The sequence below is a fragment of the Mesorhizobium loti CJ3sym genome (assembly GCF_000472785.1).
In the GTDB taxonomy this organism is placed as follows: domain Bacteria; phylum Pseudomonadota; class Alphaproteobacteria; order Rhizobiales; family Rhizobiaceae; genus Mesorhizobium; species Mesorhizobium loti_E.
The window spans coordinates 249679-262607 of the sequence record NZ_KI421462.1 but is presented as its reverse complement, the minus strand read 5'-3'; the positions used below and the strand labels follow the sequence as shown (position 1 = coordinate 262607).

Genomic DNA, 12929 nt, shown 5'->3' with positions numbered 1-12929 from the left:
AGCTGGCGCATGACGGGACTGGACAGATACTTAAGGAAAATCAGCCAGTTACGGGCCTGGTGCAAAAATCGCACACGAAAGTTCTGCTTCTCTCGCTTTTTCGTTCCCACGATGAAGCAACCGACAGCCCTTTTCGGACGCTCTTCTGCCGACGATATTGACCGCTTCAATGCTGCCGGCGGCGCTCGCCAGTCGGACGACGACGTTTGAATGCTCTTTCGCTAGGGTGAGCGCCCTGAGCCAATCATCATGCTGCCGGCGAACCACGTACCGGCGGCTCAAAACGACGTATTTTGGGCTTTCCGCGGCGCCCTCCTAGCGTTCTCATTGACAGGAGAGACATCGAATGATGGAATGTCCTTGGTCCTAGGACAGAGGACAAGCTGCAATGATTGGAATGAAAAGTCAGGATATCGTGGTGCTTCTGAAGCTCGTGAGCTTGCAGGAGCAAGGAGAGTTCGCGGGCCATGGGGAACAGCGTAGGGGCTTTGCGGGCGAGGACCCCTTCTCTGTTCGCGGGCTGGAATCCCTAACAGGTATCAGCAAGACGGAGATCAACGCCTCCTTAAAGCGCAGTCTCTCATCGGGGTTGGCCATTAAAGACCGGGATACGGGACGGGCCAATCCTCACCGCCGCAATCTCTATGAATTTATCGTCCACGGCCTGAAGTTCGTGTTTCCCGCGAAGGCAGGCGCGATGACGCGCGGTATTCCGACGGCGTTCGCCGCGCCGATGCTGAAGGGGCTATTGGTCAGCGGAGGCGAGTACATACACATATGGCCCTATGCCCAAGGGCGGGACATGGGGCAGTCGGTTGCACCTTTGTTCAAGAGTGTGCCTGAAGCAGTCCAGAAAGATGAACGGCTCTACGAATATCTTGCTCTCGTTGATGCCATCCGGCTCGGCAATCAGCGCCAAGCGGGCCTGGCTGGACAGCGGCTTTCGGAGAGGTTCCTGAAAAAATGACGGTCCGAGGCCAATTGCTCCTGATGCTGCAGACGGTGGCGGAAGCTTTGGGGGAAGACTTCCGGGAACGGCTGGTCTTTGTCGGCGGGTGCACAACCGCTCTTTTTATAACAGACGAAGTGACCCTTGAGGATGTGAGGGCGACTGACGATGTCGACCTCATCGTCGATCTTGCCGGTTATGGAGAGTGGGCGCAGTTGCGGGAAGAATTGAGGCAGCGAGGTTTCGCTGAGTCCCCCGAGGACAACGTCATCTGCCGGATGCGGCTGCGGGACCTCAAGGTCGACTTTATGCCGGACGATGCCGGCATACTCGGCTTCACTAGCCACTGGTACGCAGCTGGGATCGAAACGGCAGTAACCCATGAATTGACCGATACGCTCAGGATCAAAAAGCTTTCCCCGGAACTATTTGTCGCGACAAAGCTGGAAGCTTATCTCGGGCGCGGCGCAGGTGATCTGTTCATGAGCCGTGACATGGAAGATATCCTCCTCATTGTCGACGGGCGGCCGGAGATCGTGGACGAGATTCTTGCTGCAGAGGCCGAAGTCCACCGGTTCATCGCCGAACAGTTCACAGTCCTGCTTCAGAACGGCGACTTCGAATATTTCCTTGAGGGAAATGTCCGCGGCCCGGCAGGGCGGACCGATATAGTGCGAGACCGGTTTGTCGCCATTAGTCGTGGCGCCGGTTGAAGAGGATGGTGGCAGCCAGTGCAGGAGCACGTGTGATGATTTCGTTGAGGTCGGCAGCAAGGGCGTGACGCTCGAATACGAACCGCACTTCGGTGGCAATGCCTGGGTGACGCGGGAGCTCAAGGCGGCGGGCAAGGTGACGCTGAGCCGGGTCTTCTTCTTCCGCAGTTCCGACCTCGTGGCGGAGACGGCGCACGGTGCCGCTCACGACGACGAGGCGGACGAGGACGATCGACCGCTCTATCGGTTTCGGTTCGCGACCACAAAAGACGGATATCACCGCATTCCCGGGCGGATCCTGGGGATCGACAACGATGTGCTGATCGTCGCGGAGGGGATCGCGCCGGACCGGAAGGTCTTTGTCGCCGAGCGCAATATCAGCATCTTTCGGCGCATTGCAAAGCTGAAGCCCGGCAGCGAAATCGTCGTTGGCGGCGACCGGGTCGACAGCATCGCCGTCGAGGCCTTCGGCGAGCTGCTCGAGATACGCCTGTATCGTGGCAACAGCGTTCCGACCAAGGAGCTGTCAGGCACCATCATGCAGGCCGAGAAATACCTGTTCCACCTCTCCAAATGGGGCGTTGAGGGGGAGCGCGAACTGTCGAAGCGATACGGGTCAGCACTTCCCGCCGGCCTCCAGATCCGGGTGACCAATCCCAAGGCGCTGCTTCTGCTCGGCCGCGATCGCCGAACGGACGGCACGGGCGGGCTCACCGAGAACCAATCGTTCGACCTGGAGGTGATCAAGCGGAAATATGTGAATATGATGGACATCGTCCCCTACGACGATCTGCTCCGCCGCCTCGACAGAATCATCGTCTCGCTGACGGAGCGCGCGGGCTCGGCCGGATTGGGGCAACGCGCTGACAAGCGTGGCACAGACCGGCGGGATTCAACCGACAGGTGCGCGGGCGGCGGGGATGCGTCGGGAGCTGATGCGTGCTGAAGGGCGTTTCGACCTCTTTTGCTCGGCGGAGTTGAGGCATGTTCGCGGGCACGAAAGGAGACCTCGTCCATGAATGCCCAGGAACTTCTCGACAAGATTAAGGAACTGCCCAACAAGCCGGTCGATGTGCCCACGCCGCCGGCGATCGAGCTCGTCGCCATGGTGGTGCGCTGGGGTCGCCATCTCAAGCAGTGGAAAGCCACCACGCTCGCCGACTTCGCGCGTGTCTCGCTGTCGACGGTCGAGCGCGTCGAACGCGCGAAGAAGGTAAGCGACGAGGCGCTCGACCGCATCGCCCAAGCGCTCGGCCACGCGCCGGGCGCGTTCACCACGCCGCGCCTGCCGATCGGTCCGGACAAGGCGGCCGAACAACACCTCGTCGAGGCGTTTGGCCATCTCGAACCGGTGGCGGTGTCGCCGATGAAGACGCACAAGGCCATCCGCGATGCCGCGAAGTGCGACGCCTATCTCATCCACCGTCCCGGCGTGCCCGACACCCATGACGACCACATCGCTAATCTCGGCGAATGGCTCGATCTCGCCTCGTTCATCCTCTCCGACATCGTCGAGGAGCCATTGTCGTCGGGGCGAGGGCGGCGCCAGCTCTACAATGACATTCTTGCCGCGGTGTCCGAGCTGGAGCGCCGCGGGCTGACGGTCCTGTCCGGTGTCATGGCCGCGCCCCAGCCGGGCATGCCTGACTGGAAGGTCGCCATTGTCTCGGTGACGCCGCGCCTCACCGATCCCGGCGCGCCGAGGCGTCGTCGCGTCCTGGTCGACCGCCGGACGGTCGCCGTGACGCCGGGCTGGCTCACCGACGATTAGGCGATGAGGGCGAGGCGCTCGGTGATGAACTGGGCGATCTCAGCGGGATTGAAGCGTCGCGCGTCGACGTAGCCGTCGGTGCGGAACACGCCATCGACGGCGCCGTCGTCGACGCGCACGTACATGACGCGCTGCTCGTCCCGAGCCATGATGATTTCGCGGATCGCGCGGAACTCGACGCCGCACCAGTCCTTGCGCTGATAGTCGGCGCCGATGAAGACTACGATGAGCTTGGAGCGGTTGCGATAGATGTCCTGCAGCAGGGTGTCGAGCGATGGCCGGGCAAGCTGGGAGACGTAGTTGTTGTCGTAGAAATAGGCGTTGGGGCCGAGACTCGCCTCGAGCTCGCGGGCCACCTGCTCGACCAGCCCGCGGGCTTCGCCGGGAAACGAGAGACCAACATCGAAATGGTGCTGGGTGATGTCGACGGCGCGGCTGGCCTGCCGCGTCCACGAGGGCAAGGCAATGCCCCGCGCAGCGTGCAGTTCTTTCGGCAGGTTGACGTCCTTGATCGCCCAGTGCGTGCGATTCATCTCCCATTTGCCGATGTCGAGCTCGAAGGCGAGGGCGTCGAAGTCGGCCGCGCTGAAGGACGATAAACGAGCGATCTTCGCCGCCGCCGCCGCGCACGCGCAACGCGCCGTAGACTATCTGTTGCGCTTCAGCGCCTCCGAAGCAGCCGCCGCGTGAGCGGCGGCCTTCTGGACCGAAGCGTCTACAGCATGCGACGGCTGGCCATCGTTGCCACGCCGAGTGTCACGTTACGCGTCGGCGTGGGTATCGGCGCGCAAGAGAACATCGTCAAAAATAACGCCGGCCTCATCGCTTATGGCTGACAGGGCGACTTGATAGCGTGCATACTCGCCGGGCGCGAATTCCACTCCGAACCGGTCGACGACATCCTTTTGGGAAAGCCTGAAGCCGTAGGTGCGTAGCGACCGGCGCCCATTGGTATCGCGCGTCGAGACCGCAACCACTTTCCAAAAGACAAGAGGATACTGCACCGGGCCGGTCCCGAAATCTTCGGATGGATCGTTCGGGTGCAAGATCGGACCCGCTATGATGCAGGCGCGCGTGTCACCTGATTGCAAGTCGCGTTGAATGTGGTTTTCGAAACCGCCCCACAAGCCTTGAACTCCCGGCCATTGCTTTCCCGGTTGGGAGCGATTGAAGGCCGCGTGCTGCGGCGTGCAATTTGAGAAGTGAAACGTGTCGGAATTGGCAAACTCGATTTCCGTCGGCGCATCACCCCAGGCATTGTCTTCCCTACGCACGATATGACCCCGGTCGATCTGTTTGGCGGGCGCGTAGATGTCGGGATCGCCCAACTGGTATTTCTGGGGAATTCGCGGGTCAAACACCCAACGATCTTGACCGAAGAAGGCGCGGCCGCTGGAGGTCCTTTTCGATGCATCGTAATCGACATTCACCGCCGACCACATCTGCATGCGCCGGGAAGCGTTCATCGCCAGGCTGAAGTGATGGTACTTGAGCACGACGATCTGGCCATTCTCCTTATACATCTCCTGGTCCCGCTCCTGCGAAATGCGAGGCAGCGGCACGGTGATATCGTTTTCGAGAAAGTCAGGGTTGTAGCCTTCTCGATCGTCGTAATTGGGGTCGAAGCGCAGTGCTTTCTCGAGCGCCTCGTCTGTCGCGACTGCGGCCGTCGCCTGTGGAAGCTGTGATGCCGGCACACCGCTACCAACGAAAATCGTCACTGGTCCGGAAAAATTCATGGTAACGCCGCCCATCACGTTTCCTTTCGTGTTTGCGAAAATTTTGGAGGGATCAGGTAACACAGGACTAAGGGCTTCTGGCGCGCGAGGCGTCGCTAGCTTCGCGACCTCATCGGTAGGATCGGTCGTGTTGGCCAGCAATTCGTCCAAAAGATGCTTGGAGGCGGGCGTGGTCGGTACAAGCCCGCCGAAGGCCTTTACCAACGCACTTATGCGCACACCCTCATTCGCGATCCAGTCTATCCCGTCATCCGGCTGGCCAGGTGACCATGCCGAACCGTCCTTATTGAGAATAGTATTGCCACGCATTTTTGGAATGGAGGCGTGGTGCAAACCGACGACCTCCCACATTTCCGAATAGCAGGCCGAGCCCGACGATCCTTCCTCGGTGTCGGTCTCGTACCGGAGGAAACCGTCCTCCCGCAGCTCGAGCAGCCGGCAATTCTCCATCGCATAGCGTTTTGGCCCGCCATCAGGATATTCGATCATCCGGATAGGCATTCCGGGCAGGATCTTTGACCGCGATCCGTTGATCGCCAGGAAGTTGACAGAGGAGAGAAGCTCGCCGGTGATTGCCTTCGGCTTCACCGCGACGAGCGCGAAATCGAGATCCTCCGCCGAGAAGAAAAGGGCGTCCGGATCAAACTCGAAAATGATGCCGCGGGCGACACCTGATGCCGTCTCATCATGAAGAAAATTTGCGCCGGTTCCTCGTACCGAGCCGGGATCCGGAAACACATGCCAGTTTGTCAGAAGAACGTTAGGTGAAACCATGAACCCGGTCGCAAACCCGACCGGGTCGACCTTCGGATCGACGTTGGCCACGATGCGGGCGACCGGCCGGCCAGCGGCTCGGGCAGCATCGTCTGGCGGCAAGGTGTACCAGTCAAGGGTAGGCCCCATCTTCCGCTCGACGAACACCGGAAGACGGCCTTGTGCCTTCAGTTCACTCGCCTGATCAAAGCTCGAACGGCGAGCGTCGTAGCGCGCCTGTTCCGAAGGCGTCACTTGCGTCGTCGCGGGCGTTGGGGGTTGCGCTTTCCATCGTTTTGCAGCCGCAATCATTACCGCGCGGCGGCGCTCGTCGAACAAATTAGTCGTAACCATGGGAGATTCCTTCCTCCAAGGAAATAGGGAAAGTCTAGCGGACTCTATTTGATGATAGTGATTAAGAGATTCTACGTTAAACGATTAAACTTCAACGGATGAATAGTTCAAACGATTTAATATTTAAGCGGCTAACAGATTTGCAAACGATGGTCATTATGAACTCGCTCTTCCTCTATAAATTTCTAAAAAAATCCAAACCTCCTCTTACGTCACTATGCAACAAAGAGTAATGTGCGGTCAATGTGAAGAATAGAGTTCTATGGCGGGATCGCTTGTTCGGCTGTCTTTGGCGGCAGGAGCTTCGGTGCCTGCCTGCGCATAGGGGGACCTGAAGGTCATTCGATCACGTAGAGATCACAAAGCGGTGACTTTCAGTGCCGCCGCTTCAACGGGTGCAGAGCATTCTTGGGGGAGATGTCCATGACAGCGCGTACCAGACCGGACACGAAGTTGCGTGTCGCTCACTTTGCCGCCGCCGCTCGTCGGTTCGCTCCGGGCCTTCTCATTTTGGTTGGCGTTTCGGGCTGCGAAAAAAATCTCTTCCAGGCGCCACCCCATGGTGGCACTGCCGATGTGCCACCGGCACCCGTGTCGGACAGCGTTCTCACGCTGTTGGCGCAAATCCCGTACGAGACGCTAGTGCAAGCAGCCCAATCGAAGATACCGCAATCCGTTCCAGTGCAAGGAGATGGTCAAATCGGATGTGTCGGTATTCCTCATATTAATCCCGGACACGTGGGACATCATACTGAGTGCCGTTGGATCGGTGTCCGTATTTGCGCTGAAGTACCAGATATTACCGCTCCGAGCCTTGGCACTACGAACCAATGCGCCGAATATCATTGGCACGCTGACATCAAAACGGATGGCCCTCTTGTCGTGGCCCAGGCGGGCAATGGCGTTCACGTCGAACAGCCGCTGTTTGTCAGCGGTCAGGCCGGCGTAGGCGGCGACCTTGCCAAACTGCTTTCGCTTTCCGGAAAGAACTTCGAGGCTCGGCTGGTCCCCGGCGTCGATCTGCAGCTCGACATGAACGATAAGTGGTGCCCCGTGCTCACGGGAACCCCGACCGGCAGATGGGTGAGCAGTGCTTCGGTGGAAGTCGTGGGCAAAAACTGTCTCGGCTTTGATTTTGGGAGCCTAGGCCACCCAGAGGTCTGCGCAGGGCCAATCAATCTTGGACTGGCTGACGTGTTGAACGGCCAGATCAATGACCACCGCGCCAAGATACAGGATGCCATCACCAAAGCTCTGCCTTGTGGTGCGCTTCGGTCAAAGGTTGAGGCCCAATGGCACGCCATTGCGATCAAGATCGACCGCCCGGATAGCACGCCCGTCTATCTCAACATCGTCCCCACAGCGGCGAGCTTTTCGGGCCTGGTCGGTGAAGCGCAAGGCATGAAGATGACCGTGCGTGTCGCAGCAAAGACCAGTCTTGCCGCAGAGCCAGTTGCCACACAGTCCCTGTCTCTGCCGCCATTGGGCAAAACATCAGCCGATCGAAGTCAAGCCGATATCACCGTGCAAGCAGCTGCTCCCTACGGATTGCTATTGGACGAGCTGTCAAAGAACCTTAAGGGTCGCGATTTTCAGCAGCAGACACCGGCCGGCGCCGTCGATGTGAAGGTCGAGGATGTTGACCTCTATCCTAGCGCCAGCTCTGTCGTGGTGGGCTTGAAGGTACAGGCAAAGCTGCCGGGCGAGTTCCTGAATACGACCGGCTGGGTTTACCTCTCAGGCCTACCCCGCGTCGAGAAAACTGGAACAGCGATCTCCATCAACGAATTGCATTTCGCGACCGTCCTGGACAACGCTTTCTGGAAGGCTGCACAATCCCTGTTCGAAACCCAGATCCTGGCAGATTTAGAGGCTCATTCGAGAGTCGATCTCAACAAGCAGTTCAACGACGCGTCCGATGAGATTTTGAAGGCCGTTCACAATACCAACGTTCCGGGATTGAAGATTTCCGCTGACACGCCGTCGATCGAACTACTCGATATCACTGTCGGGCCAAAAAATCTGATTGCCAGTGCGCGCCTCAAAATGAATTTCGATATGGCGCTATCAGCTGATTTAGTAGGTCAATAGCCCGTATGCCGAATGAGTTGCAATCTCACGAGTTGACGATGCATGGGTGCAAATAGGCTGTCGCTGACCAAGGCCAGGGACGGCCCACCAAACGAAAAAGGGGTGCAAATGACGCAATCGCAACTTAGCAAGGTTTGGTTTGTGTTCAGTGCGCTGCTTCTCTACTACACCCTGAATTCTTGGGTGGTAGCGCAAGGCGGGGAAGAGATTTTCGGTGCAAAGCTGGTCATGAAGGCGAGGGTGCCTGCAGTAATGATCGCAATCCCGATATGTTCGATTTTGCTCGCACTAACCTCACTTGTTGGACGCGTCTATGCCCCACGCGGCGGCTCGCACTGGCATGCGCGGATACCGGTTGTCGGCTTCGACGCGATCGAGACGGGCTCGCGAGAAGGCCGCGTCTATCAAGGCGCGATGATTGTGGTTTTCTCCGTGCTGCCCGCGATCGCGCTGGTCTATTTCTGGTGTACGTTTCTCTCCGCGACGGTAATGCTGAACGACGGCAAGAAGGACCCAGGCGCCAGCCTTTGGGATTGGTCGGAGCTCCGGACGCTGAACGATCCCGCTCGTATCTGCACTGAATTTGACAAGGGGCTCGACAAGCCGTGTATCGGCAGCGCGACGGTGCTGCCGGGCCTTGAGCCAACAATCTTTGGCGCGCTAACCCTCGCGGGCATTATTGCGCTCGCGATGCACTGGCGTGCTGTGGCGATGGGTCAACGGCATGAGGCCTCACCGATCACGACCCAAGGCAAGCAAGAGTCAGCGGATTGAAACTGTCAGTCAGTTGCGGGCGACGAAAGAGGCTTGCGGCTCAGCAATTCCAGCAAGGCGACCTGGCCGGTAACGGCAGATCCGGCAACCCACGCCAGCATCACCCACTCGGAAACGGACATGCCGCCGGTTTCTGTCCGACAAACTGTCCGCAGGCGTACATGGCGGCAATGGGGATGCTCACGGCGATGACAAGAAGTCCGATTGTTGCAAAGAACACCATCTCTCTCATCCCCGCCGCCTCTACGGCGTTTGCACTGTAGCCGCATCTTGCCCAGCGCCATCAACAGAGTGTCTCGCAAGCAATTCCGTCGCCATCGCGATCCAGCTTGCCGCCCCATGGACAGTTGTTGAGATACCATTGGGCTTCGTCGCAAGAGCTGATTTGCGAGCATGTCCGCCGCGGTTGGCATGAAAAGCTTTGCGCTACCTGTGGGCGGCTGCTGATGCCGAGTGGCTGGCTCGACGGCCTCGCATCACCGGCGTGCACAGCCCGCCATTCCCAGGGCGCCTGAAACGTTCCGAGCCAAAGACCGAGCTTCGCGGCCTCCGCCTTCGCCTGCTGCGCTGAATAGGCCCCGTGGCTGTAGCGGGGCCAATCCAGAGCCTGGCCGTGCTCGACCATCCAGGAGGCGACGCTGACGCCATCCGCGCGCTGGCAATCACCGACAAACCGGTGATATCGGTCCCAAGTTACGAAGGTGCAGTGCACCGGCCTGGAGGCCGCTAGAAATGCGTCCAGTGCGTCGGCTGAGCGGCGCCCGCAGGAATAGTCGAATCCCTTGGCGTCGCTGCAGTACTGCTTGCTCTCCGGCGCGTCGATGCCGTTAAAGCGGATCCGCTGGCCATGGACTTCGATCGTGTCCCCATCGATAACGGACGCGACGCCAGCGATCGGCTCCGGCTTCGACCCGAACCAGTTCGAAACGCCAATGTCTGGTATTCGGTCGGTGTGCTGCATGGCTGATTGCGTGGCTAAGGCGGTAGCGGCAGCCACTGTCAGAAAGACCAGTTTCAACGGCACGCTTGCGCGACGCCAGGCGCGTGATCGACCCACGCCATTGCCCTTGCGCCCCTGACCCGAGCGATTTTTGTAGCGAGATTTGTCCAAGCTATTCTCCCCATCACTAGAATGCTATCAAATTTGGCGCTGGTCTAGGTTTGGCGGGTGACAAGGGTTGAGAATCTTTCTGTATGGCCGGGCGCTGATCGATCGCGTTAACACAGTGTGTCAATAACTCTCTGGAGCAAACGGTAGCGGCCTCAAAGTACGCGGATGCGAAAGACCATGGCCGGCCCGCGCTGGTTGCAAGGAATCGCTCCGGGGACCGAACCACTACTTTAGTTTGCACGCAGCGCGTCGATGTACTATCGAGCACATTCAGAATGGGTTTTTTGCATTCTGCTGGGTGGGGCAAGCCGGATATGACAGACGCCGATTGCGGGATTGCTGCGCGCTGAAGCGCGCGGCGTGCCGCAAGCATGTGTTTTCCAGGGTTGGATCGTAGGGGTAAAGACGTTGGTTGCGAGGTTTGAAGCGCTCGAGAAGCTGCGCAATCGGATAATGGAAGCGAACCACGACTATAGGGTGGGGGCAGACATTTTCCCGAGTCTCAACGTCGACAAGATTGCCCGGGATATGGACCTCGACGATCAGGGAACGGCGCATGGCGAAAAAGACCAGCCATCGTCCTCGTCCAAGGCCCTCGACGAGGTCGAACATTCCATCGTCGAAAGGGTGCAGGACGAGAAAAAGGCGGCCCACCAGATCCTTGAGGATCAGCTTCACCTCTTCTCCGGCCGCGTTGCGAACCTGGGCCTTGAGGAGCAGTTCGGCCTCCTTCAGCAAGCCAATACTTCAAGCCTGTCCGACTTCAAGGGAGAAATAGCGGTCGGTTTGGATACCCTTCACGCCAAGCGAACCGACCTTCACGAGGCAACCACGGAGCTTTCCAGCTTCCGCAAGAACCACCGCTTGGAACGCGTTGCCAGGCTGCAGCAAGGAACAGCCCATCTTTTCAGGGTGGCACTCCTTATTTTCCTCCTGCTGGTCGAGACGTATCTCAACGGATCCTTTCTGGCCAAGGGCAACGACCAAGGCTTCCTCGGTGGTGCCACGGAAGCATTCGCCTTTTCCTTCGTGAATATCGTGTCCGCGTTGATTTTCGCCATCTTCTGCGTGCGCTGGGTGACCCATCGGTCTTGGGGAGGGAAGCTTGTCGGAACCGTTTTCATCCTGCTCTATGCCGCTATTGCACTCGGGATCAACTTGCTGCTTGCGCACTATCGTGAGGTCAGCGGAACGCTCGCCGACGGAGCTGGCAACATTGCGGTCCAGAGAATGCTCCATAACCCGCTCGGGCTTGAGGAGGTGAGATCGTGGATGCTCTTCCTGGTCGGTCTGCTCTTTTCTATCATCGCCTTCATCGACGGCTGGTTCGTTCTCGATCCATATCCAGGTTATGCCGGCGTGGAAAAAAGGCGCCGGGAGAGACGGCAGGATTACACCGATACCAAAGCCGACCTCATAGACCGCCTCATCGAATTGCGCGACGACCACAATACCAAGGTCGAAGACATCTTGAAGGGGCTAAGCAGCCGTAGGAGAGAACACGCTGCAATCCTATCCAGCCGTGCGCGGCTTTTGGCTCTGTTCAATGAACATCAAGAGCAGCTCGAGAGGAGTTGCAACCAGCTGCTTTCAAAATACCGCGAAGCAAACATTCGGGCGCGCAAAACTCCCGCTCCAAAACACTTCTCCCAGCCCTTTAAACTCCAAAAGACCAAGCCCATTGTCCAAAACGATGGTGAGATCAAGGATAGCGATCTTGCTTCATCAATTGCCGCGGCCCAGCAGGCGCTGAACGAGCAGATGCTGCAGGTGGGCAAGGAATGCGAGTCCGGGATCGAAAAGTATCGCGACCTCGACAAGCTGTATCCGGAGACGCTCGATGGCCAGGCCTAGAAGCCGTCGCAGGGCAGGGAGCTCGCGCGGGAAAGGCGTTGGAGCGATTGTCGGAGCAATCCTGCTTGGACTTGCCTCGCTCGCAATGTTTTCCGGCTACGTCTGGCTCAACGTAAAGGCCCGGGACGTGCTGGAAACAGACGCAAAGACGGGCTGCCCGACAAAGGCGGGACCGAACAGCGTCACCGCTGTTCTTTTTGACACCTCTGATCCCGTCCCGCAGGCGACCATGGAGGATCTTGCCAACAAATTCAGGCAGATTGCCGGCTCAATCAAGCAAGGCGGCTACCTCTGGGTTGGCACCTTGACAGCGGTGCCTGGCGACCTGAAAGAGCTGTACGCGCGATGCAATCCGGGAGACGGCTCAACGGTTGACGTCTGGACCAGCAATCCCGGAAAGCATCAGAGAATCTGGGAAGAGGCCTTCGACAAGCCCCTCAAGGAACTGCCGGAGCACTTGCCGGCGGATAGCCAGGCTGATCAGTCGCCGATCATGGCTGGCATCCAGAAACTGAAGCTCAGCCTGTTCGACAACGGCATGTTCGACAATGTTCCAAAACGGTTGGTCCTCGTGTCGGACATGATGGAGAACACGCCCGCCTATTCCCAATACAAAGCGGGCGCCGACTACAACGCCTTCAAGAAAAGCCCAGCGAATTCGCGCTTTAGGACCGATCTTCTCGGCGCCGACGTAACCATTCTCTATTTCAACAGGCCGGAAAGGAAGTTCCCGTCCGTCGACCACGCCAATTTTTGGACGCAGTGGTTTTCGGAGAACGGGGGCAATCTCAGCGACTTTACAAAGCTGGAAGGGATGTAA

10 protein-coding genes and 1 pseudogene are annotated in these 12929 nt (G+C 58.7%); 8 read left to right on the top strand and 3 right to left on the bottom strand.

The features are described from left to right. Nucleotides 1–397: 397 nt before the first annotated feature. The 4 genes from A3A9_RS0137625 (at nt 398) to A3A9_RS0137610 (ending at nt 3433) form a co-directional block, all read left to right on the top strand. Complete coding sequence (locus tag A3A9_RS0137625) at nt 398–967, top strand: hypothetical protein (protein ID WP_027033350.1); 570 nt, start codon at nt 398–400, stop codon at nt 965–967. A gap of 23 nt (nt 968–990) precedes the next feature. Next, complete coding sequence (locus tag A3A9_RS0137620; RefSeq protein WP_318013386.1) at nt 991–1662, top strand: hypothetical protein; 672 nt, start codon at nt 991–993, stop codon at nt 1660–1662. After that, the gene (locus A3A9_RS0137615) at nt 1634–2608 is read left to right on the top strand and encodes a Shedu immune nuclease family protein (RefSeq protein ID WP_245279234.1); all 975 of its coding nucleotides are present in this window, start codon (nt 1634–1636) and stop codon (nt 2606–2608) included. The genes A3A9_RS0137620 and A3A9_RS0137615 overlap by 29 nt, the downstream gene beginning before the upstream one ends. Nucleotides 2609–2677: 69 nt before the next feature. Then, nucleotides 2678–3433: a helix-turn-helix domain-containing protein gene (locus A3A9_RS0137610; protein WP_027033353.1), complete on the top strand. Its 756-nt coding sequence runs from the start codon at nt 2678–2680 to the stop codon at nt 3431–3433. Here A3A9_RS0137610 and A3A9_RS44715 read toward each other — a convergent pair. Both A3A9_RS44715 and A3A9_RS0137595 read right to left on the bottom strand, forming a co-directional pair. Continuing rightward, a pseudogene (locus A3A9_RS44715) lies at nt 3430–4020 on the bottom strand (toll/interleukin-1 receptor domain-containing protein); the annotation flags it as partial. The gene A3A9_RS0137610 and the pseudogene A3A9_RS44715 overlap by 4 nt on opposite strands. 174 nt (nt 4021–4194) lie before the next feature. Then, the gene (locus A3A9_RS0137595) at nt 4195–6279 is read right to left on the bottom strand and encodes a DNA/RNA non-specific endonuclease (RefSeq protein WP_032933002.1); all 2085 of its coding nucleotides are present in this window, start codon (nt 6277–6279) and stop codon (nt 4195–4197) included. Between the two features lie 423 nt (nt 6280–6702). Here A3A9_RS0137595 and A3A9_RS0137590 point away from each other — a divergent pair, with 423 nt between their 5' ends. After that, a complete protein-coding gene (locus A3A9_RS0137590) occupies nt 6703–8370 on the top strand; it encodes a DUF4403 family protein (RefSeq protein ID WP_157279973.1) in 1668 nt (555 codons plus the stop codon). Nucleotides 8371–8478: 108 nt separating this feature from the next. Next, complete coding sequence (locus A3A9_RS0137585; protein ID WP_152536316.1) at nt 8479–9144, top strand: hypothetical protein; 666 nt, start codon at nt 8479–8481, stop codon at nt 9142–9144. 283 nt (nt 9145–9427) lie between these two features. Here the strand turns inward: A3A9_RS0137585 and A3A9_RS40990 are convergent, their stop codons facing one another. After that, nucleotides 9428–10255 (bottom strand): excalibur calcium-binding domain-containing protein, encoded by an 828-nt coding sequence (locus tag A3A9_RS40990; protein WP_173424400.1) that lies wholly within the window; start codon nt 10253–10255, stop codon nt 9428–9430. Between the two features lie 336 nt (nt 10256–10591). Between A3A9_RS40990 and A3A9_RS0137575 the strand changes: the two genes are divergently transcribed. Continuing rightward, the gene (locus A3A9_RS0137575; RefSeq protein ID WP_224713143.1) at nt 10592–12109 is read left to right on the top strand and encodes a hypothetical protein; all 1518 of its coding nucleotides are present in this window, start codon (nt 10592–10594) and stop codon (nt 12107–12109) included. A gap of 85 nt (nt 12110–12194) precedes the next feature. After that, nucleotides 12195–12929: a hypothetical protein gene (locus tag A3A9_RS0137570; protein ID WP_051371559.1), complete on the top strand. Its 735-nt coding sequence runs from the start codon at nt 12195–12197 to the stop codon at nt 12927–12929.

What these genes read in the sequence shown, in the direction of transcription:
- A3A9_RS0137625 (WP_027033350.1), top strand. Translation starts at nt 398, where the DNA reads ATGAAAAGTCAGGATATCGTGGTGCTTCTGAAGCTCGTGAGCTTGCAG.
- A3A9_RS0137620 (WP_318013386.1), top strand. Translation starts at nt 991, where the DNA reads ATGCTGCAGACGGTGGCGGAAGCTTTGGGGGAAGACTTCCGGGAACGG.
- A3A9_RS0137610 (WP_027033353.1), top strand. Translation starts at nt 2,678, where the DNA reads ATGAATGCCCAGGAACTTCTCGACAAGATTAAGGAACTGCCCAACAAG.
- A3A9_RS0137595 (WP_032933002.1), bottom strand. Translation starts at nt 6,279, where the DNA reads ATGGTTACGACTAATTTGTTCGACGAGCGCCGCCGCGCGGTAATGATT.
- A3A9_RS0137590 (WP_157279973.1), top strand. Translation starts at nt 6,703, where the DNA reads ATGACAGCGCGTACCAGACCGGACACGAAGTTGCGTGTCGCTCACTTT.
- A3A9_RS0137585 (WP_152536316.1), top strand. Translation starts at nt 8,479, where the DNA reads ATGACGCAATCGCAACTTAGCAAGGTTTGGTTTGTGTTCAGTGCGCTG.
- A3A9_RS0137570 (WP_051371559.1), top strand. Translation starts at nt 12,195, where the DNA reads ATGTTTTCCGGCTACGTCTGGCTCAACGTAAAGGCCCGGGACGTGCTG.